Genomic DNA, 21923 nt, shown 5'->3' on the forward strand with positions numbered 1-21923 from the left:
GAGCTGGAGGCCTCGTTGGACGGCTCAGGTACGGTGGGAATGTCACCAATGTCTCTGCAACCGGCGATGTCACAAGCGAGGGCGGAAACCGTGTCGGTGGGCTGTTCGGTGAACTCAATCACAAATCTGCCTCGAGCACCGTAGCGAACGCCTCCGCAACCGGCGATGTCGACGCCACTACCGGGTCAAATGTCGGTGGACTGATTGGTGCATATATCGATGGAGGTACAATAAAAACCTCGTACGCACGAGGCAACGTCTCCACCTCCGGAGACAATGTCGGTGGCCTCGTCGGCGAAGCGAACGGAAATATAAAGCGCGTGTACGCCACCGGACGCGTCGAGGGCGATGGTACTGATATCGGCGGACTCGTCGGGATCAGTACCGGACAGCTCTCCGAGGCCTACTGGGACAAAGGCGCGACCGCCCAGACGGACGCGACCGGAAGCGGCACACCGGCTACAGTGACCGGCTACGGATTGGTCGGCGACACCACGCCGGCACCGCGGATGCAAGGCAGAGCAGCGACTGAGTTTATGTCCGGGCTGGACTACACGACCACTTGGAACACCACGCGAGGCTATCCAGTCTTGCAGGCACAAACGACCGGAACCAAACAGCTACCTCGCACGGTTGACAGGGTCGAGGCCACAAACGCGAGTGGGGTTCAGTCAGAGCAGTTCTCGATCGCTGTCACGGTAACGACGACTGGCACCAGCACGGCTGAGGGGCTCATCGTGGGCGTTCGGGACGCCGCCGGTCTCACCAGCCTCGATAACGCCACGGCCGTGACGAACGAGACGGGGACCGCGACGTTCACCATCACCGAATCGTCGCCGGACACGTACAGTCCGACATTTAGCGTAGTCGGCAATTCGACTGCAACGACAAACGCGACGATCACCGTGGACAATGGAGCGGTGCGAACCTACACCCGCGAAGACAACACGGAGTTGACGGCGGTGTACCGCGGGAACGGGACGCCCGACAGTCCGTACCTGATCGACACACTCGCCGATCTCCAGTCGATCAACATCGACTCCACAACGCGGGGCGAGCACTACCAACTGGCGGCCGACATTAACGCGTCCGCCACCAACGAGTCGTCGTGGAACGGTGGTCGTGGGTTCGAGCCGATTACAGACTTCACGGGCTCACTCGCCGGTGACAGGCACGTAATCTCAAACCTGTCGATCGATCGCGGAGATGAACCGAACGTCGGCCTGTTCGGCGACACCGACCCGGCCAGTAGCATTACCAACGTAACCCTTGCTAATCCTGCTGTCACAGGTCAAATGGGAACCGGACCGCTCGTCGGCACACATGGAGGGTCGATCAGCCGGACTGTGGTGATCGGTGGAATGGCGACAACGGGAGCGAGCGGTGAGGCACACCTCGGCGGACTGGCTGGCGTGCTCGTCGCCGGTTCGGAGATCACCCAGTCACAGACGTCTGCGATTGTCGATGCGAACGGACAAAACGAAGCGGGTGGCCTCGTTGGGGATATGGATTCTGACGCTCGTGTCGAGCAAGTGTCCGCGACTGGTGGCGTCAAGAATGGGGGGAGCGAGATCGGTGGGCTGGCTGGTGATGCAAACGACGGCTCCGAAATCGTTGGAGCGTTTGCCGCCGGAAACGTCTCGGGAACGAGTAATGTTGGTGGCCTCCTCGGTCGGCAAGACGGTGGTGCCGTAACCGTCGAACTGGCATACTGGGACGAACAGTCGACCGGCCAGAGCAGCAGTGCAGGTGACACCGAAACTGCCCTGTCGACCGCCAAGATGCAGGGTCGGGCGGCGACCGAGTTCATGACCGGGCTGGACTACGCGACCACGTGGAACACTACGCGGGGCTATCCCGTCTTGCAGGCCCAGCCAGTCGGAACCGAACAGCCACCTCGCACGGTCGACACGGTCACAGCTGTCAACGTGAGCGCGGTTCAGTCCGAGCAGGTCTCGATCCCGGTCACCGTGACGACGGCCGGCACCGAAACCGGCGAGGGATTCGTCATCGGTGTCCGAGACCACGACAAGCTCGGCGAGCTTGACGGCGCTACGGCCGTGACCGCCGAGAACGGGACCGCGACGTTCAGCTTTGCCGAATCGGTGAACGACAGTTACAATCTGACATTCGTCGTGTCCGGCGATCCGTCGGCCACGGCAAACGCGACGATACTCATCAAACAGGGAACGGTACGCACGTACACCCGCGAAGACGACACAGACTTGACCGCAGTGTATGCGGGGGCTGGGACACCCGAGAGCCCATATCTTATTGACTCGCTCGCAGACCTCCAGGCGATCGATAACAGCAGCGCGGCCCGTAACGACCACTATCGGCTGGACGCAAATATCGACGCATCGGCGACGAACGATTCCTCATGGAACGGTGGCAGCGGGTTCGAGCCGATCGCGAGCGCTTCCGGGGAGACGTTCGACGGCTCCATCGACGGCGACGGGCACACGGTCTCGGGCCTGTCGGTCGACCGGACGGATGCGAACGCGGTCGGACTGGTCGGCGAACTCGGCACGACCGGTGTGATGTCGAACCTGACCGTCGCGAACGCCTCGGTCGCCGGAAACGACGACGTCGGCGTGGCAGTCGGAACAAGCGCCGGCACGGTCCGGAACGTCATCGCTTCGGGAACGGTCAGCGGGAACGATCGGATCGGTGGCCTCGTTGGTAACGTCGACACCGACGGTGTCGTCACCGACGCGACCGCGGCGGCGACTGCGAACGGAAGCCAAGCCATCGGCGGACTGGTCGGGAAGAGCAGCGGATCAGTGAACAACGCCAGTGCGAGTGGGACCGTCACCGCGAGCGCGGCGTACGCTGGCGGGCTCATCGGGCGTCACGCGACTACGACTCCGGTGGCTGACGTAAGCGCGTCCGGATCTGTTAACGGGACGAACTACGCTGGCGGGCTCGTCGGGTTCACGACCGGCGATGTGGCTCGGGCGTACGCCAGCGGTCTGGTCGAAGGCGGCAACAATGTCGGCGGACTCGTTGGCTCCGGTGGCACACTCGCGGACGCCTACTGGGACAAGGGTGCGACTAACCAGACGGATGCCACCGGAAGCGGCACACCGGCTGGAGCCACCGGCTATGGGTCTGTTGGAGACACCACGCCGGCACCGAGAATGCGGGGGCAAGCGGCGACCGAGTTCATGTCCGGGCTGGACTACGCGACCACGTGGAACACTACGCGGGGCTATCCCGTCTTGCAGGCCCAGCCAGTCGGAACCGAACAACCGCCTCGAACGATTCAGACGGTTGCGGCGGCCAACGTGAGCGCGGTTCAATCCGAGCAAGTCCCGATCTCGGTCACCGTGACGACGGCCAGCGCCGAGACCGCCGAGGGACTCATCGTAGGCGTTCGAGACACAGACGGCCTCGGCGAACTCGATACCGCAACAGCCGTGACCGGCGCGAACGGCATCGCGACGTTCACCGTCACCAAATCGAACGCTGGAACATTCACACCGACGTTTGACGTGGCTGGGTACCCCTCGGTCGTGGCAAACACGACGCTCACCGTAGAAACCGGCGTAGTGCGAACCTTCACCCGCGAGGACGGTGAAAAACTGACGGCGGCCGCCCCCGGCAACGGCACCGCCGACAGTCCGTACTTGATCGACTCACTCGCGGATCTTCAGGCAATCGACAACAGCACCAAAGCGCGTGAAGACCACTACCGGCTGGTAGCCGACATCGACGCATCTGTGACGAACAACACCTCGTGGAACGGTGGTAGCGGCTTCGAGCCGATTGGCGGTGCCACCGGGACGTTCACCGGCACGCTTGACGGCAATGGCTACGCGATCTCAGGCCTGTCGGTCAACCGGAGTGACGCGAGCACGGCCGGGCTCGTCGGCGAACTCGGCACGGACGGTGTGGTGACGAATCTGACCCTGCAAAACAGCTCGGTCACCGGGAGCGACAACGTCGGATCGGTGGTCGGGACGAGTGCCGGCAGCGTTCAAAACACGACCGCCTCCGGAACAGTCAACGGAAACGGCCGAGTCGGCGGACTCGTCGGAAATGTCACGCCGGCTGGCGCTATCACCGATTCTTCGGCGGCGGTGACTACCTCCGGGACACAACGCGTTGGCGGGCTGGCGGGAGAGAGCAGCGGCAGGGTTACCAACGCTACCGCCAGCGGGGCGGTCACCGCAGCCGACGGATACGCTGGTGGCCTCGTCGGAGCCCTCAACGCTCAGTCGAACGAATCCATCACGAACGTCTCCGCGATAGGGACCGTCTCCGCGGGCGGGCAGTACGTGGGTGGTCTGATCGGAGCGGCCAACGCAAGCACTGATAATCATCTCACGATGTCTAACGCACGAGCCACCGGGGACGTCGACACCACGTTCAGTGGCGCCGAGGCGTACGTGGGTGGGCTCGTCGGCTCGCTCGTCGACGGCCGAGCCCTCACCGACGTGTCTGCGGCCGGCAACGTCACGAGTGCGAGCGGCAACAATGTCGGCGGACTAGCCGGCCGGGTGCGCCTCCAGAACGCTGCCAGTGTCGTGACCAACGCCTCGGCGACCGGCGATGTCACCACCACCGGGTCGAGGGTCGGCGGGCTGATCGGCTCCCAAGAGAATGGGAGGACGGTCACCGCTTCCGCACGAGGAAACGTTTCAACGGACGGTGACTCCGTGGGAGGGCTCGTTGGCAACGCGGCCATCAGTCAAATCAGCGACTCGTACGCCCGCGGAGACGTGACTACCTCGGGAACGGATGTCGGTGGCGTCGTTGGCACGCTAACTGGTAACGTCACACGCGCGTACGCCACCGGGAAGATTGAGGCAAGCGGTACCGCTGGTGGACTCGTTGGCTCCGGCGGACAGCTCTCTGAGGCCTACTGGGACAAAGGAGCGACCACACAGACCTCGGCAATCGGGAGCGGGGTCGACACCTCCGAGACGGTGCGCGGCTACGGGTCAGTCGGAGACACCGTGTCGGCGCCGGAAATGCAGGGACGCGCGCCAACTGGGTTCATGACAGCGTTGAACTACACATCAACGTGGGCACTCGTCGAGGGGTACCCCCGGCTTCGGTCTGAGACTGCCCCTACTCTCGCAGACGACACGACGCCACCAACGATCACGTCGGTGCGTCTTACAGATGCCACGACAATCGAGATGACACTCGACGGCGGCCCAAGTAGTATCGACACGTCATCGATAGTCGCAGACGACTTCACGGTACGTGGCAATTCGGTTCTGTCAGCCGAGCCCGTCGAGACCGGTGAGAGCGATACCAGGACCCACACAGTCCGCCTCACCCTCGACTCTACGGTCGGCGACGATGCTGTGACTGTGAACCTTACATCGCAAGCCGGTGGCATTCTAGACGGAGCCGGCAACCGCTTGACCGATGCAACGACGACGCTGCCGAAGCTCGACACGGTGTCGGTCACAGACGAAACGAACGACGACAACATCGTCTCAACGGGCGATCCTGTCCGCGTCACGGCGGCGACCACCAGCGACGTCCCGATATCGTCGGTGATTGTCAACGCCTCTGCATACGATGCTGAGCGGGTCACACTGAGCCCGGACGGCACCAACCCGGACACCGGCGCTCGCATACATACCGGCGTTATCAACATCGGAGCGAACGCGACAGACGGAACAGGCCAGTCTCTCACCCTGAATGTGACAGATATGGCCGGAAATGCGGCTATCCGATCGGTTGACGTGACCGCTGTCAGTGTCGACACGACAGCACCGGAGATCACCGCCGTCTCACGTGTGGGTAATGACAAGCTTGACGTTGCGATCAAGAGCGGGCCGAGCGGTATCGATAAGTCGTCGATTAGCGCGGCTGATTTTATCGTCGAGAACGGACAGATCGAAAACATCGATACGTCGGCCGTCACAGACGGGTCGAACGAGACGCAGTTCGTCCGGCTTCAGCTCGCCGGCCCCGTCACGAGCGCCACACCGAACGTAACGGTCAACCCATCGAGCGACGGCATCCTTGACAAGGTCGGGAACGGCCAGTACGACGACGGATCGTTAGACGACCCCACGACGGTCGAGGCGGTGTACAACGTGACCGTCGAGAACGGCGTCTTCGTCGTCGATGGCGTCCAGCAGGGCAATCTGACGCTCGAGCGCGGGTCGACGTACCGCTTCGTTGTCGATGCGACCGAACACCCGTTCCACATCGCGACGACGCCGGGCGGCGGGAACTTCGACAGCATCTACGCGAACGACGTCACCGTCACATCTCCCTCGACGTCGAACGCGAACGCCGTCGAGAAGGGGAACCTCACGTTTAGCGTTCCACTCGACGCGCCCGACGTGCTCTACTACGCCTGTGGGATTCACGGGGGAATGGGCGGGCGCATCGATATCGTCGACGCGAACACGACCGGAGAAGACGGCGATACAGGCACTCCGGGCGGGGAGGACTCGCCAGAAGAAGACGGCGACGACGGGGAACGTATCGATACGGGAACCGCTCCGGCGGTCGCAGTAACAACGAGCGACCTCGATTCCAGCACGCTGTCGACAATTGATGTGACCTACAACGCGACGGGCGAGGTCGGGTCGGTCGATGACCTCGAGATTCGACTGTACAACGACAGCGACTCGAGGAGAGAGCCGATCGCGACCCGTGCTGTCGGAAGTCTGGAAGGGCTCACGAGCCTCACCGTGCCGTCGTCGGCGATCGGCGGCGGGACGTTCACCGGCCGGGCGACACTAGTGAACGCCAGCGACGGCGGCGCGGAACTGGCTAACGAGAGCACACGAATTGTCGCATACGAGAACGTCTCAACCAGTGTCACAGCCGGGTCACTCGATGACGGGACGATCACTGTCGCGTACGACCTCGGCAGTCTTGACCCGACGAACGCGACGATCCGAGTCTCACCAATAACGATCGGGAGTACGTTTACAACAGAGACGGCGAGTCCAGGGCAAAAACGGGGGACGGTAACGATCGACGTGCCGAAACAGACCAACAGCCGGTTCAACGTCCAAACCGAGATTGAAGATACGTCGAGGTCCCGTCAGATTCAGTCATCGGTGGGGTACGGCTGTGTCGGCTCACAGAAGGACCCATGTCCAACAGTGAGCGAGAGTGGAACCACGGTCGTCGACGCGACGACTGAGGAGGCGGTTGGGATAGAGGTGAACGCCACAGTCGATCATAACCGCGGCGCAGTCGAGTGGTATCTTCACCCGACCGGCTCGCCGGAGCAGAAAGACATCAGCGTCGTCGACGGTGTCGACGCGAGCACGGAGCTCGAAGTGACGCTCTCGGTAAACGACTTCGACCCAGTGTTCGTGCTCGGAACCGGGAACGCCGACGGGTGGGAGAAGATGAGAGTCGACAAGGACACCAAAGAGATCAGCATCACGGTAACGCCTGCGGAGGCGTACGTTGAGCCTGACATCCAGAACCCCGATCCGAGAGAGTGGCCGTTAAGCGACCACACGGCCTCGAAACGATATGGTGCCATCGTCGATATGATGGCCGTCTCGATGGAGGGTCAAGTGAATCCGGGCTACCGAAACCGGCTTGATGGGGCGTTCATCGGTACCGACGCACAGGCGTTCAGCGTCCCGACGTCCAGCACCGGCGGGAGGAACTCCGCAGGATCGCTGTCGATCACCGTCGCGGCCCCACACTACGAGACCGACGGAGAAACCGTCAACGAGGGCTTTTACAGCGCCCGGATCCCGAAAAGCGTCCTCAAGGCGTGGGGGATCGCTCCCGGACAGGTGACGGCGACATATAAAGGCCAGTCCGTCTCGGAGTCTAGCCTGTCGATCGATGACAACGGGGGGTCCATACTCGTCTCGATGCCGGTTACGTACTCGGCGGGGACGGTCACCGTGGGCGGGACACAGGACTCCACAGACACGACGGCACCAACGCTTTCGAACGTGGCTCTTGGCTCTGACGGGGCCGGCAACCTCTCGTTTAGCTTCGACTCGGACGAACAGCTCGGGGCAGCGACGCCCGACCTGTCAGTGACGGTCGACGGGCCATTCAGGACCGACGTGTACACCTTCGACAGAGACGACATCGTCCAGAGTGGGTCGGGGCCGTACACGTACACGCTTGAGACCACACAAGCCTACGATAACGGTGAAGGGACGTACACGGCGACGGTTGACACCGCAATCGATGGCTCCGGCAACGACGGCGGGAGCGCCGACCTGACCGACTCACACGAACACGCTGTGGCCGGGTCGGGCCTTACCTTTGTGTCCTCTGAGACCGTCTCCATCCCTGAGAATACCCTAGGACCCAGCCTCGATGTCGATGCGACAGACGGCGCGGGGTCCCCGGCTGACGCCGGCGTGACGTACACGATCACCGGCGGCGCAGACAATAGCTCATTCACCATCGACAGCGATACCGGGGAGGTGTCGTTCGTCGACTCCGCGGACTTCGAGGAACCTGCCGACGCCGACGGTGACAACGCGTATGAGGTCAACGTAACCGCGGCACTCGACGGATCCATCGCCACGCAGTCGCTCATCGTCGCGGTAACTAATGTCGACGAACCCCCGACCGGGTCGATCGACCTGACCGGGGCAAGCGCCGGTGACCGGACAGCGTACATCGTCGGAACCACGAACAGTTACACGTTCGATGCCAGCGGCATCGGTGACCCCGAGGGCGCCGACGTCTCGTACACGTGGGACTTCGGCATCGGTGACACCGCCACGGGTGCGACGGTGACCCGATCCTACGACTCGATCGTGAGCGGGTACAGCGAGCAGGCCACCGTCTCACCGACGCTCATCGTCGACGACGGAACCCACGAGACCATCGTTGACGACATCAGCGTCACCTTCTACAGCGACACCGACGGCGATGGACTGGCCGATCTCGATGACGCAGTCGGTGTGCCAACAGACGATGACAACGACGGCGACGGGATTCCAAACGCCGAGGATCCGGAGCCAGCGGTCGCACAGATGAACTCACTCACCGGTACCATTACCCACGAAAACGGGTCACCGGCGACGAGCGGTACCGTGACCGTTATCAGCTCAGACGGCAGCCATCAGCAGTCGGTGTCGCTCGACGCGAACGGCGCTTACACCGCGATGGTGCCCGCCGGAAACTACCGGCTCGTCGTCGAGAACACCTCGGCACCGGTTCGATCACACGAGGACATCGACGTCGGACCGGAAACGTCGACGTCACAGGACCTCACACTCGACGACTCGGGAACGATCACCGGGACATTCAATAACCCAGACGGCAGTCCAGCCAGCAACATCCCCGTTCATATCTCTCGCCGCGACGGGACCGAAACCTACTACACGGCGACGAACAGCACCGGAGAGTACAACGCCACGGTGGCACCCGGCGAATACATTATCGCGCCACTCGGAACCGACGCCGGGAGCGGCTCTCAGGAAGTGAGCGTGGCGTCCGACGAGACAGTCAATCTGTCGGCGACCTTGGACCCACAGCCGGTCGAAACCTCCGCCTCACTCAGCATCGTCGACGGTCCGGGAAGCGTGACGGCTGGCGGTCACCGGATGGTGGTGATCCCTGAAGTCACCGACGGACTGTTGCAGATTCAAATCGCGAATGCGAGTGACTCGAACCGCGACACATCCGTCGTGCAAGACCCCTCGGAGTTGGAGGAATTCGGCGTGACGAACGAGACCACCTTCGAGATTCGGGTGACTGTCACGAACTACACGCCACACACGTTGTTCTGGGCGCTTCGCGACGCCGAATTCAGTGCGCAACCGAACGCAACGAACCCGGCAGCGACAGATATTATCATCACGGGTAGTCCGGTGTCGCTCGCGACGACGTCGAGTCAGAAAAAGCGGGTCGGACCGCTCGTCAGCGAGAATCCGTCGACGGTATCGTGGCCGAGTGGTGCAGCAGATACCGCCGACGCTCGGTACAACCAGACGGTGTACTTCTCGATTTTCGACCTCTCTACGAGGCCGGACTCGCTCCGGGAGCGCCTGACTGGGCTGGTCCTCTCGACGAACGCGCAGCGAATCTCACTGCCTGCGGTGTCGAACGACCGACTACGAACGTGGATCGCCGGGCCGCGGTACGCGACGGCCGACGGTACGGTATATGAGGGATTTTACCAGGCACAAATCCCGCAATCGCAGCTCGAAGAGTGGGGGGTTGCGGACCGTCCCGAGCACAAACTCTTTGGTGAGTACAAATCCAGCGACCGAGAACTGACGGTCGAATCCACGGACGACGGGATAAGCGTCGACGTCTCGAATATCTCGTACTCAGCATCATACGTGGATATCAAAGCCGACGCTGACGCACCGGTTCCGGATGAGCCTCAGGGAGGTGGCGAAGAGAGCGTCGAAGAAGAGTCACCGAGCGCCGAAGACGACACCGACTCTGCCGATGCCAGCGATGACGGAAGTGGTGACGAAGAGTCACCGAGCGTCGAAGACGACACCGAGTCTGCCGGTGCCAGCGATGACGGAAGTGGTGACGAAGAGTCACCGAGCGTCGAAGACGACACCGAGTCTGCTGATGCCAGCGGTGACGGAAGTGGTGACGAAGAGTCACAGTCAACCACTGGCGAAAGCGGCAGCAGTGCCGGTACAAGTAGCGGCGCTGGAGGCGCTGGTGGCGGTGCTGGCGGGAGCGGTGGTGGCGGCGGAGGCGGCGGTAGTAGTGGTGGCGGCGGAGGCGGCAGTGGCGGCGGAGGCGGCGCAGGTGGAGCCGTCGGCGTCCTGCTCGCTTCGATTACCGCTCCGGTACGGTGGTTCGGTTCGCTGTCTACCGCCGGAAAGGCAGCGGTTACCGTCACAGGCAGTGCTGGTGCGGCTGGAGCCGCCTACAGCTTCGGTGGCGACCGGATCCAAACGCCGATGAATATGGCCCGCCGCCGCCTCCAATCGTGGCTGCGACGGCGACTGCGCGGTTCGGCGCGCCAGCAGCTCACACGGCTCGTCACGAGCCTGCGAAAGCGGCTGGCGTGGTCGAACATCCGTGCGCGTCTGGCGGCGCTTCGCAAGTACTTCACCCGCTCGTACTGGCGTGAGTGGTTCGAGAGCCGCCGGGAACTGGCGACTCGTGAGGGACTGCAGACGTTCCTCGTCGAGACGTACCGGTCGTACCGGAAGCGCCAGTGGCGCGGCTGGCTGCGGAGCCGCCTTCGCGGTGGCGTCGATGCCACCTCTGGCGGGCTCGTTACCACGTTCACACCCAGCTGGCTCGCGCCCGTCTCTGGGCCTGTTGGAGCCGCACTGAGCGTCGTGGTCGCCGAGATACAGCGGTGGATCGAAGACATCGTAATGGGCAAATTCGACGCCCTCGGCAAGCGCTACTCGACGCTCATGCTCCGGTCGAGTGCACTGCTCACGGACACGACCGATCGGTTGTGGTACGCTGTCACCGGCGAGAACCCTCCGGCGAGTAATCTGTCGGTGTCGTCGATTGCAGGCGAGCACGCTGCGGCATTACGCGAGGTCGGCATCGAGTCGGTCGACCAGCTCGCAACGGCGGATCCCGATCACCTCGCGAACGCGGTTGCGGTTGGGCCCGCGGTTATCGACGAGTGGATCGAGCACGCGGACCGCCGGGGAACGAAGTCCGACCGTCCACCGATCGCGGAGACGGTGAACGGGAGGCGGGTCCGCCAGCGGGTTGGGCGGGTCGCCGAGCGAGTGGCCACGGGGGGGACGACCGTGGTAACGCGTCTTGCAAAGACGGCGGAACGGAGTGTACGGTCGCTTCGCACGCGGACGGCTGTCGCGCGGACGTGGCTGCACGAGGACGCACTTCCCCGCATTATCGCGCCGGCACGGCGAGCACGCACGGCGGGACGCCAGAAAACATCTGAGCGAGCAGTGCGGGTGCGATCAACTGTCTGTCAGCTCGCTGCTCGCATAAACGACGAGTTGGGGACGGCAGACAGCGGTCTACAATCGATAGACGGGATCGGCCCGGCGTACAGCGAGCGACTCAGCGAGGCGGGGCTCACGACCGTCGACGAGGTGGCACGTTCCGACCCCGAACGAGTGGCGGTGAGTATCGGCGTGTCGCCGAAACGCGTCTACCGATGGACTGCCCGAGCAAGGTCCGCAGAGTGGATCGGGCAGCGTCTCCGACGAGGGGTCGCGGTCCGGCTCGTGAAAACGGAGGTATCGGTCGCCGCGCTCCGCGACTCGAACCCCGTACCGCTTGACGATGCCGTCACAACCCGAGCGTGGGGGTTGTTAGACGCGCCGTCGGAAGCCGCAATGCGACGCCTGTCAGCGGTCGGTATCGAGTCCGTCTTCCAACTTGCCGCGGCAGACCCTGACCGTCTCGCGGCCGCAACGAACTTTGACACTGAGCGCACAGCGATGTGGATCAGGGCGGCCCGCATCTATCAAAAGCACATCATCGCACACTGAGTGATCATGAACTACACACAATTCCGATCGTTCACGTACGAGATATTTGCGCCACGATTAGGAGGAAGACTCGGGGCGGCGTTTGATTGGAGTATCATGGGGCTGATCGTGATCAATATCATCGCAGTGTTGCTCGAAACTGTGGACCCCGTCGTGACCGCGTACGGGCGTGAACTGTATCTGATCGAACTCATTTCGGTTACCGTCTTCACGATCGAGTACGTGGCTCACGTCTGGTCGATCACCGAGACGCGGTCGTACGCGAAACCGATCCGGGGACGCATCCGTTTTATTTGTTCACCGCTGATGATCGTTGACCTCCTTGCGATCCTTCCGTTCTACCTGGCAAGCATATTCGCCGTAGATACACGCTTTCTCCGGGCGGTGCGGCTTGTGCGGGTGATCCGACTGCTCAAGATCGCTCGCTACTCCGAATCGATCAGGTCATTAGGGACCGTCCTTCGGAATCAAAAAGAGAAACTGGTCGTTTCGGCGGCGATGAATATCATTCTGCTCGTCTTGGCTTCATCAGTTATGTACCAACTTGAACATGAAGCACAGCCCGAACTGTTCAGTTCAATCCCGGCGACGCTGTGGTGGGGAGCGATGACACTCACGACGGTCGGATACGGAGACATGTACCCGGTGACCAGAGGAGGACAGATTTTCGGTTCTCTTATCGCCGTGTTCGGGATTGGCTTGTTCGCTCTCCCAGCATCAATACTGGCTGCAGGCTTCATTGAGGATTCCCAATCAAACTCGGGAGATAACTGCCCACACTGTGGAGAGTCATTAGACGACCACTAATCACACCAGCAGGGACCTAGTATGTGTAGTGATACGTGAACCGCTCCGGGATTATCGTCTGAGGCAGTCGGATTATTTCGCTAGTAGGTGTCCCTACAAAATCCTCCAAGAATATCCATACATGTAGGGATTAAATCTGGCAATCCGATATTAGAGGGTAGAAGAGCTTTGACTATAGAATAAATGTATTCTGCATGGCCGAAAGCGCTCCGCACCGAGAGTCAGAACCTACGAGATGGAGTACAGATTCCCAAATGGTGCGTGAATTTGACAGACCTGTCCGTGTTTCGGAGGCGGTCATTGAGACACTTATGAAAGCAGTCGAAGACTGGCCGGAACTCAGTAGATCACCTCCGGTGTTCGAATTCGTTGATGCAGACAAATTAGATGGCTTGTTCAAAACGCGTACAGTCGAGGAGACCAGCTATATGCCCTCTGTGGAGTTTCTCTTTCAGGACGCACTTGTGACGGTTCTGTATGGATCGACAGTGCGTGTCATCGTCGAACGAGATGCGTGAGTGAGAACAGATGACCCATTCCAGTACCGTTCTGATCGTCGAAGACGAAGAGAATCTCGCTGACTTGTTTGGCATTTGGCTACAGGAGCAGTTTGAGGTTCATGTGGCCTATTCTGGGGAAGATGCACTAGAAATCTTCGCTGAGGAATCGATTGATATTGTCCTTTTAGATCGGCGAATGCCGGGCCTCTCTGGCACGGAGGTGCTACAATCAATTCGTGAAAGCGGCGATGCCCAGCAGGTGATTATGCTAACAGCTGTTCAGCCAACGGAAGATCTAGCGTCCATCGATGTGGATGACTATCTTCTCAAACCAATCGACCGGACAAAGCTTCTTCGAGCTGTGGAAGCTGCGGAGCTGGTTCTAACATACGAAGATTCACTCACAGGACTTCTCTCACTCACCGCGAGGAAAGCCACGTTAGGAGCGAACCTTGACAAAACAGAGCTGGAACAGGACGAGCGATACGGCGCCCTCATTCAGAGAATACGGGAGTTGAAAGAGGAAGCTGATACGACACTTCAGCGTCTCGAAACAGATTATCAGATCGATATGCTGGTCAGAGACCAGCGTATCGGGTCCGAACCTGTAGAGCAGTTCTGATATGGTGCGAGGAGCCGTGGCATTCACTAATTGTGCTACCAGCAGCAATATCGAAGTACTCGCAGAAAGTAAATATCCGCTGTTCATCGGATTGGTCTTCGTACGAGCTATAGATGCGAGTCTCACGTACTATGGGCTGAGCATCGGACTGCGAGAAGCCAATCCGATTGTCGTACTTATTATTGAAACTCTTGGAATCATCCCCGGCCTATTCTTTCTCTCGTCGGTGTCACTGGTGTTATTATTCTTTCTTGGTGAATACCTGCTTCCCGGAGTCGCACAATCGAGACATAATATCGATCTTTGGAGCAACGTGGCATACCTTTCAGTTTTGATCGTATGGAGCGCTGTGTCGCTTCATAATATGGTGCTCATTTGGATATGAGATTAATCGAGTTTGTCGGACGTGAACGGTGCTGAGAACATTCGGCAGAAAGTATCTCCGAGTTCACCGAATCTCTCGGTGAATAGGAGTAACGGCTGGTTGGCACAGCCATCGACGTACCTGTTCGATTCAGAGAGCGGATGCTTCGCACCGCGAGAACAGGCCACCTCGTAAACCACAATATCCTAACTGCGGTCGGGAATCCTCGCCCTTCAGGGCGGGGAGGATGTCAATCGTTCCCACCGGTCGCCGTCCCCCGACAGCTACAAACCGCCGGCGGCGAACAGTGAGCCAATGAGCGAGGAGCCACCCTTCGGTGAGGGTGAGGTGCGACTAGTCGGAACCGCCCACGTCTCTGCCGACAGCGTCGACGAGGTCGAACGCGTCGTCGGGACGGAGCGACCCGACGTGGTCGCCGTCGAACTCGACGACGGCCGCTACCGCCAGATGAAAGGCGGGACGCCCGAGGACCTCGACGCCTCGGACCTCCTCCGTGGCAACACCATCTTCCAGTTTCTCGCCTACTGGCTCCTCTCGTACGTCCAGGCACAGCTCGGCGACGAGTTCGACATCACGCCCGGTGCGGACATGCTCGCCGGCGTCGAGACCGCAGAACGGCTCGGTATCGACGTGGCGCTCGTCGACCGCGACATCCAGATGACCGTCCAGCGGTTCTGGGCGCGGCTGTCGAGCATCGAGAAGCTGAAGCTCGTCGGCTCGCTCGCGCTCGGGGCCGGCGACCCCGTCGCCGTCGGTCTCGGTCTCGGTGCGGCCATCGGCGGGGTGCTCGCGCTCCCAATCGTCGCCTTCGTCGGTCCGGTGGTCGTCCCGGCGGGAATCGCCGTCCCGACCATCTTCCTGCTCGTCGCCGACTTCCTGCTCGTCGCCGCCGTCGTCGGCGGCGCGGTCGGGCTATCGCTCGTCGCGCTGTTCGTCCTCACGGCTCCCGACGAGGACCAACTCGAGGAGTTCGACATGTCAGAGCTCACCGATACGGACGTGGTGTCGGCGATGATGGAGGAGTTCCGGCAGTTCTCTCCCGGTGGGGCCGAGGCGCTCATCGACGAGCGGGACGCCTACATCGCCCACCGGCTCGTCGCGCTCCGCGAGTCGGGCAAACGCGTCGTCGCCGTCGTCGGTGCCGGCCACCGCGCGGGCATCCAGTCGTATCTCGACGACCCCGAGACGCTCCCGCCACACGACTCGCTGGTCGGGACGCAGAAATCCGGCTTCTCCGTCTACAAGCTGTTCGGCTACCTGTTCACTCTCGGCTTTCTCGTCTTCTTCGCCCTGCTCGCGATTGCGACGATTACGGGCGTCGAAGGGGCGTCGGGGGCGTTTCTGCTCCGCGTCTTCGGCGCGTGGTTCCTCGTCAACGGAATCTTCGCCGCCGGGCTCGCGAAGCTTGCGGGCGCACACTGGAGTTCCGCGGCCACCGGCGGTGCGGTCGCGTGGCTCACCTCGATTAACCCCCTGCTCGCGCCCGGGTGGTTCGCCGGCTACGTCGAACTCCGGTATCTGGACGTAAACGTCGGAGACATCTCGACGCTGAACGAGTTGGCGAGCAACGAGGAGCTGCCGATTCGGACGCTGCTCGCCGAGATGCGACAGGTGCCGCTGTTCCGGCTCATCGCCGTCGTCGCCCTGACGAACGTCGGCTCCTTCGTCGGGACCATCGTGTTCGGCACCGTCTTCATCCGGTATCTGTTCGCCGATATCGGCGGTCCCGAGGAAGTGATACGGCTGATGGGACAGGCGGTCCAGAACAGCATCGACATCATCATCAATCTGGTATGAACGTCCAGTTTTACCCCGGCGAACGCCGAGATATCGTCGCCGCGTGGGGACTGTTGTCGATCGCGTTCACCTTCTTCATCATCCGCGCGAGCCCCTACACGCTCATCCCGCGGCCGACGGTGCCGCTGTCGTATCTGGCGACCGTGTTCGGCTCGACGCTGGCGACCGTCGGCGTCGGCTTCCTCGCCCACGAGCTCGCGCACAAGCTCACTGCGGTCCGATTCGGACAGGACGCCATCTTCCGCGCCGACTACACGATGCTCGGTCTCGCCGTCGTCGGCGGCCTGGCAGGCTTCCTGTTTGCCGCGCCCGGTGCCGTCCACCACCGCGGTTACATCACTCCCCGCGAGCACGGGCTCATCGCGGTGGCTGGCCCGGTGGTCAATCTCGCGCTCGTCGTGGGCTTTTTTCCCCTGCTGTTCGCTGGCGGGGTTCTCGGCGCGACGGGACAGTTGGGCGTCACGATCAACGGACTGCTCGCCGGCTTCAACATGATTCCGTTCGGTCCCCTCGACGGGGCGACCGTGCGCCGTCAGTGGGGGACGGCCGGCTTCGCGGCCGTTTTCATCGTTTGTGCCGGCACCGCGGTCGCGAGTCTGCTGTTCGTCGGCTTCCCCTTCTGACCGCGACCGCAACCACTTTGCGGTGGTCGTGACGACTGCCAGTATGACCGACGAGGAGGAACTCACGTACGCGGAGTCGGGGGTCGACATCGAGGCGAGCGAGGCGGCGACGGCCGCCTTGGTCGGCGCTGTCGGCGAGTTCGAAGGAGACTACGCGGGGATGGTCCCCATCGGCGAGGACCGGTATCTCGCGCTCGCGACCGACGGCGTCGGAACGAAGCTCCTCGTCGCCGAGGCGCTTGACGACTACTCGACGGTCGGTATCGACTGTATCGCGATGAACGTGAACGACCTCGCCGCCGCCGGGGTCACGCCCGTCGCGTTCGTCGATTATCTCGCCGTCTACGAACCCGATGAGCGGTTCGCCGAGCAGGTGGGCGAGGGACTCAGCGAGGGCGCACGCCGAGCCGACATGGCTCTCGTCGGCGGCGAGACGGCCGTCATGCCCGAGGTCGTGAAGGGACTCGACCTCGCCGGGACCTGTGCCGGGCTGGCGACCGAATCCGAGGTGTTCGACGGCGAGGCGCGGGCCGGAGACGCGCTCGTCGGCTGGGAGTCCTCGGGCATCCACTCCAACGGGCTGACGCTCGCGCGCGAAGCCGCGACCCGCGACGGCGGGAGCTACGACGACCCGTTTCCGTACGACGGCTACGACACCGTCGGCGAGGCGCTGCTCGAACCGACGCGCATCTACACCGACCTCCTGTCTGCGCTTCACGACGCCGAGACGCACGCCTGTGCCCACGTCACCGGAGGCGGCTGGAGTAACCTCTCGCGGATGGGCGAGTTCACCTACGACGTGACCGACGCGTTCGAGCCACAGCCCGTCTTCGAGTTCGTGCAAGCGCGGGGGAACGTGAGCGACGAGGAGATGCACCGCACGTTCAACATGGGGACGGGCTTCGTCGCGGCCCTGCCCGAGGCTGACGCCGAACGCGTCGCGGACGCGACCGACGGCCGCGTCATCGGCACCGTGCGCGGGGGTGACGGCGTCGAGGTTCGCGGGCTGTCGTTGTAGGGGAAATTTTGTGACGGGGGGCCGAACGGACGGTATGGCCATCGCCGACACGGCAGAGACAGAACACGAGCAGAATCTCTTCATCACGGTCTCGGGGACGCCGGGGTCGGGCGTGACCACGCTGTGTCGAGGACTCGCCGACGCCCTCGGCTGTGGCTACGTCTCCGGCGGAGAACTGTTCCGTGAGATCGCCGAGGAGCGCGGACTGAGCCTCTCACAGCTCACCGCACGCGCCGGGGAGTCGGAGGAGCTCGACCGCGCGCTCGACCGGCGACTCCGTACGATTGCGGAGACGTGGGGAACCGCGAACAAAGGGTTCATCCTCGAATCCCGGCTCGCGGGCTGGCTGGCCGGCAACCGCGCGGACCTGCGCATCTGGCTCGACGCGCCCGAGGAGGTGCGGCTCGAACGCACCGAGGACCGCGACGAGATGGCCGCCGAGATGCAGGTGCGTGAGGCAGTCGACGCCGCGCGCTACGAGTCGTACTACGACATCGACATCGAAGACCGGTCCATCTACGACCTCGCGTTAAACAGCGCGCGCTGGGGGGAGTCGGCGCTGTTGAGTCTCGTGCTCAATGCCGTGCGCGAGTACGACCCCGTGAGCGACGAAGGCGAGTTCGTCGTGCCGGAGTTCGAACCCTAAGAGAGCCGCGAGGCCACGTCCGCCTCGGTGATGATTCCGACCGCCTCGCCGTTTTCCGTCACCATCACTGCCTTGTAATACTCCAGCAGGTGCCGTACCTCGTCGATGCTGGCTTCGGCCGCGACCGTCGGGAACGACTCGCTCATGTGCTCGGAGACGGGCTGTTCGCGGGCGTCCTCTCCGAGACCGACGAGTTCGGACTCCGAAATCGAGCCGACGGGTCGTTCGTGTTCGAGGACCGGGAGCTGTGAGTAGGCGTCGGCGTCCATCACGCGGGCGGCCTCGCGAACCGAGTCGTCCGGCGAGACGCTGATAATCTCCTCGTGCATCAGGTCACGCGCCTTCAACACGTTTCCTTCTGCCTCTTCGAGTGCGGTGACGATACGCCGGAGCGTCGAGAGCCGCGGGTCCACGTCGCCGCCCTCGATGCGCGCGATGAGCGGCTGTGACACCTCTGCGCGGTCTGCCAGCTCGCTTTGGGTCAGCTCCAGCGACTTCCGCTTTTGACGGAGATCTGCGGGCGTCGGTAGCTCCATATCGCTAATGAGCGATAGTTATCCCTAAAACTACTGGTAATGCCGTTTCTTACTCGTCTTGCGGCTCCATCTCCATCGTGTCGATGATCTTCAGAGGGACATCACGGAGTGCGCCACCGACCTCCTTCTTGGCGACGCGCTGGCCGTGTTGTTCGGACTCGACATTGAACACCTTCATCTCCATCTGGATGCCGACGAGCGCGGTGTCTGCGGCGACGAAGACGGAGTCGAACGGCTCCCCACAGGCGGGACACGGGGTCGCACCGATACCGACCTCGACGTAGTCCATGTCCGCCTGATTGAGCCGCTTGCCGGCCTCGCTGACCGCGACGCCGATTGCATCGTCGACCTCCTGCACGTCCCGCACCAACCACGCGGCTTCCATCGCGACCAGATAATCTGTCATACCATCTCTCTCTCGCCGGCGAACTTGACAGTACGGAATCCGTCGCCGCGCACGTTCCCTCTTAGATTCTCATAAGTTATGGAAATCTCCCCACCAACGGCTGGTGAACCCACCGCCAGGCCGGCGCGCTCATTGCCCAGCCAACCGAACGCGTCTCGAATCTGGTAACCACACGACTGCGGCGCATTCGAGGCGTCTCTCGCGACGGTCGTCGGAAGAAGATTTATATACGATAATCACATCGCCATCGAGTATCCCACATGGGACGACTCACTCGCCTCCCGATGCTGTTCGCCTACCAACTGACCGTCGTCGCCGGGCTGGCGTTCATGCCCGTCGCACTGCTCGCCAAGCGACTCGGCCTGCCGACGCCGTCCGGTCGACTGTTCGAACGAATGAGCAAACGGCTCTCGTGAGCGACCGAAGGGTGGCGTTTATCAGTCCGCCCGCCAAATAGCAGGTAATGCGTAGCGAGGATTCTCTCGACGAACTCGACGAGCTCGATAGCCCGCGACACCTCGACACCGGCTTCGACCTCGACCCGGACTTCGACCCCTACGAGCCGGAAGTCGGTGAACTGCCCGAAAGCGACGTGACCGAGGCCGACCTCGACAACGTCAACAAGACCGGAACGACCACAATCGGCCTGACGACGCCCGACGGCGTCGTGATGGCGACGGACATGCGCGCCTCTCTCGGCGGCCGCTTCGTCTCCAACAAGGACGTCCAGAAGGTCGAGGAGGTCCATCCGACGGCGGCGCTCACGATGGCCGGCTCCGTCGGTGGTGCCCAGTCTTTCATCGACACCATCCGCGCGGAGGCGAGTCTCTACGAGACCCGCCGCGGCTCCGAGATGAGCATGCAGGCGCTCTCGACCCTCTGTGGTAACTTCCTGCGCGGGGGGCCGTTCTTCATGGTGTCGCCCATCCTCGGTGGCGTCGACTCCGAGGGGAGTCACGTCTTCTCGCTCGACCCCGCCGGCGGCGTCATGCGCGATGACTACACCGTCACCGGCTCCGGGATGCAACTCGCCTACGGTGTGCTCGAAGGCGAGTATGCGGACGACCTCACGCTCGATGAGGCCCGCACGGTCGCCGCCCGCGGTATCAAGTCGGCCGTCGAGCGCGACACTGGGTCGGGCAACGGAATCTACCTCGCCGAGATCACCGACGACGGCGTGGCCATCGAGGGCCACAAGCAGTTCGACGACCTCGTCTGAATGGTCCACCACGACGGCACGACGGTCCGCTGGCTCGGCTACGCCACGCTCCGGTTCGCGGGCGACGGTGTCGTCGTCTACTGTGACCCCGGCCGCTACGGCGTCCTCGACGGTATCGAACCACGGGACGGCGACGTAATCTGTATCACTCACGCCCACCACTACGACAGCGACGCAATCCGGCAGGTCGCAAGCGACGACGCCACGCTCGTCACCTTCGAGGGTATCGACACGAGCCGTATCGACCGCGACGTGGAACGGCCCGCCGACCTCCCCTGCGAGGTCCGATGGGTCGACAGCGAGACCGATATCGCCGTCGGTCCCGCGACCGGTAATCGACGGGACGGCCCTCGACCGGGCGAGGTGTTCGTCCGGACCGTGCCCGCGTACAACGATCGCGACGGCGACGTACCCCACCCGAAAGGCCGGGGCTGTGGGTATCATCTCACCCTCCCGAGCGTGTGGGACCGCGACGTGACCGCCTTCTGGCCGGGCGATACGGACGTACTCGACGGCCACGCCGCGCTCGACGTGTCGCTGTTTTGTCCACCGATCGGCGGCGGGCCGACGATGGACCGCCACGAGGCAGCGGCGCTCGCCGAGCGTCTCGACCCGAATCTCGTCCTTCCCATCCACTACGACACGTTGGACATGCTCGAAACGGACGCCGACGCCTTCGCTGCCGACGTAGCTGGGCGCGGAATACCAGTTGCTCTCGACGACCCGACGCGCTAATTACTCGACCTGTTCGCGTCGCAGTAGTTCCAGTTTCATCGCTGCGACTGCTAACTCCGCGACCCGTCCTCCCGTCGAGTCGAGGGCTCGCTGTGCACACCGCACCTCCCCCTGTGCTCGGAGAATCTGTGCGTTGAGGAGTGTCCCGCTCGCTTGTTTACCCGACTGTTCACGCTGGGGAGACACAGCTGGCCATAGCGTGAACAGTGGTATAAATTGGCGTTCGCGTTCTCGCCGGCTGAAACCGCC

The 21923-nt window shown here is 62.6% G+C and carries 15 protein-coding genes and 1 pseudogene (1 of these 16 cut by a window edge); 13 read left to right on the top strand and 3 right to left on the bottom strand.

The window, feature by feature from the left end:
• The 10 genes and pseudogenes from DMP03_RS12885 to cmk all read left to right on the top strand — a co-directional run.
• Positions 1 to 12380: the 3' end of a GLUG motif-containing protein gene (locus DMP03_RS12885; protein ID WP_152120954.1), read on the top strand. Its footprint begins 15391 nt before the window's first position; the window shows 12380 of its 27771 coding nt (coding positions 15392-27771); the start codon falls outside the window, past its left edge; it ends in the stop codon at positions 12378 to 12380.
• 6 nt (positions 12381 to 12386) lie between these two features.
• On the top strand, positions 12387 to 13187 hold the full coding sequence (locus DMP03_RS12890) for an ion transporter (protein WP_152120955.1): 801 nt from the start codon (positions 12387 to 12389) through the stop codon (positions 13185 to 13187).
• 254 nt (positions 13188 to 13441) lie between these two features.
• Positions 13442 to 13705 carry a HalOD1 output domain-containing protein gene (locus DMP03_RS14975; protein ID WP_225870821.1) on the top strand — a complete coding sequence of 88 codons (264 nt, stop codon included), beginning with the start codon at positions 13442 to 13444 and terminating at the stop codon, positions 13703 to 13705.
• Positions 13706 to 13715: 10 nt separating this feature from the next.
• On the top strand, positions 13716 to 14309 hold the full coding sequence (locus tag DMP03_RS12895; RefSeq protein ID WP_152120956.1) for a response regulator: 594 nt from the start codon (positions 13716 to 13718) through the stop codon (positions 14307 to 14309).
• Position 14310: 1 nt separating this feature from the next.
• Complete coding sequence (locus tag DMP03_RS14980; protein ID WP_225870820.1) at positions 14311 to 14694, top strand: DUF5658 family protein; 384 nt, start codon at positions 14311 to 14313, stop codon at positions 14692 to 14694.
• A 15-nt stretch (positions 14695 to 14709) separates the two neighbouring features.
• A pseudogene (locus tag DMP03_RS14720) lies at positions 14710 to 14868 on the top strand (RNA-guided endonuclease TnpB family protein); the annotation flags it as partial.
• 120 nt (positions 14869 to 14988) lie between these two features.
• Entirely contained in the window at positions 14989 to 16491 is a 1503-nt protein-coding gene (locus tag DMP03_RS12905; RefSeq protein WP_152120957.1) for a TraB/GumN family protein, read from the top strand.
• On the top strand, positions 16488 to 17114 hold the full coding sequence (locus DMP03_RS12910; protein ID WP_152120958.1) for a metalloprotease: 627 nt from the start codon (positions 16488 to 16490) through the stop codon (positions 17112 to 17114). Before DMP03_RS12905 ends, DMP03_RS12910 begins: the two co-directional genes overlap by 4 nt.
• Positions 17115 to 17157: 43 nt before the next feature.
• The gene (purM, locus tag DMP03_RS12915) at positions 17158 to 18132 is read left to right on the top strand and encodes a phosphoribosylformylglycinamidine cyclo-ligase (protein ID WP_152120959.1); all 975 of its coding nucleotides are present in this window, start codon (positions 17158 to 17160) and stop codon (positions 18130 to 18132) included.
• A 34-nt stretch (positions 18133 to 18166) separates the two neighbouring features.
• Positions 18167 to 18778, top strand: coding sequence for a (d)CMP kinase (gene cmk / locus DMP03_RS12920; protein WP_152120960.1), 612 nt, complete (start codon positions 18167 to 18169; stop codon positions 18776 to 18778).
• Here cmk and DMP03_RS12925 read toward each other — a convergent pair.
• Both DMP03_RS12925 and DMP03_RS12930 read right to left on the bottom strand, forming a co-directional pair.
• A complete protein-coding gene (locus DMP03_RS12925; RefSeq protein WP_152120961.1) occupies positions 18775 to 19314 on the bottom strand; it encodes a CBS domain-containing protein in 540 nt (179 codons plus the stop codon). The two genes, cmk and DMP03_RS12925, sit on opposite strands and share 4 nt — an antisense overlap.
• 49 nt (positions 19315 to 19363) lie before the next feature.
• Positions 19364 to 19720, bottom strand: coding sequence for a DUF555 domain-containing protein (locus tag DMP03_RS12930; protein ID WP_152120962.1), 357 nt, complete (start codon positions 19718 to 19720; stop codon positions 19364 to 19366).
• A gap of 260 nt (positions 19721 to 19980) precedes the next feature.
• Between DMP03_RS12930 and DMP03_RS14420 the strand changes: the two genes are divergently transcribed.
• From DMP03_RS14420 to DMP03_RS12940, 3 genes are read left to right on the top strand one after another with little or no spacing between them, the layout of a single operon-like run.
• Entirely contained in the window at positions 19981 to 20136 is a 156-nt protein-coding gene (locus tag DMP03_RS14420; RefSeq protein ID WP_172967160.1) for a hypothetical protein, read from the top strand.
• Positions 20137 to 20183: 47 nt separating this feature from the next.
• Positions 20184 to 20939 (top strand): archaeal proteasome endopeptidase complex subunit beta, encoded by a 756-nt coding sequence (gene psmB / locus DMP03_RS12935; RefSeq protein ID WP_152120963.1) that lies wholly within the window; start codon positions 20184 to 20186, stop codon positions 20937 to 20939.
• Positions 20940 to 21674 (top strand): MBL fold metallo-hydrolase, encoded by a 735-nt coding sequence (locus tag DMP03_RS12940; protein WP_152120964.1) that lies wholly within the window; start codon positions 20940 to 20942, stop codon positions 21672 to 21674.
• Here the strand turns inward: DMP03_RS12940 and DMP03_RS12945 are convergent, their stop codons facing one another.
• Positions 21675 to 21860, bottom strand: a complete 186-nt coding sequence (locus tag DMP03_RS12945; RefSeq protein WP_152120965.1) for a hypothetical protein — start codon at positions 21858 to 21860, stop codon at positions 21675 to 21677.
• Positions 21861 to 21923 lie beyond the last annotated feature (63 nt).

The sequence above is a fragment of the Halosegnis rubeus genome, assembly GCF_009184545.1.
Taxonomy (GTDB): Archaea; Halobacteriota; Halobacteria; order Halobacteriales; family Haloarculaceae; genus Halosegnis; species Halosegnis rubeus.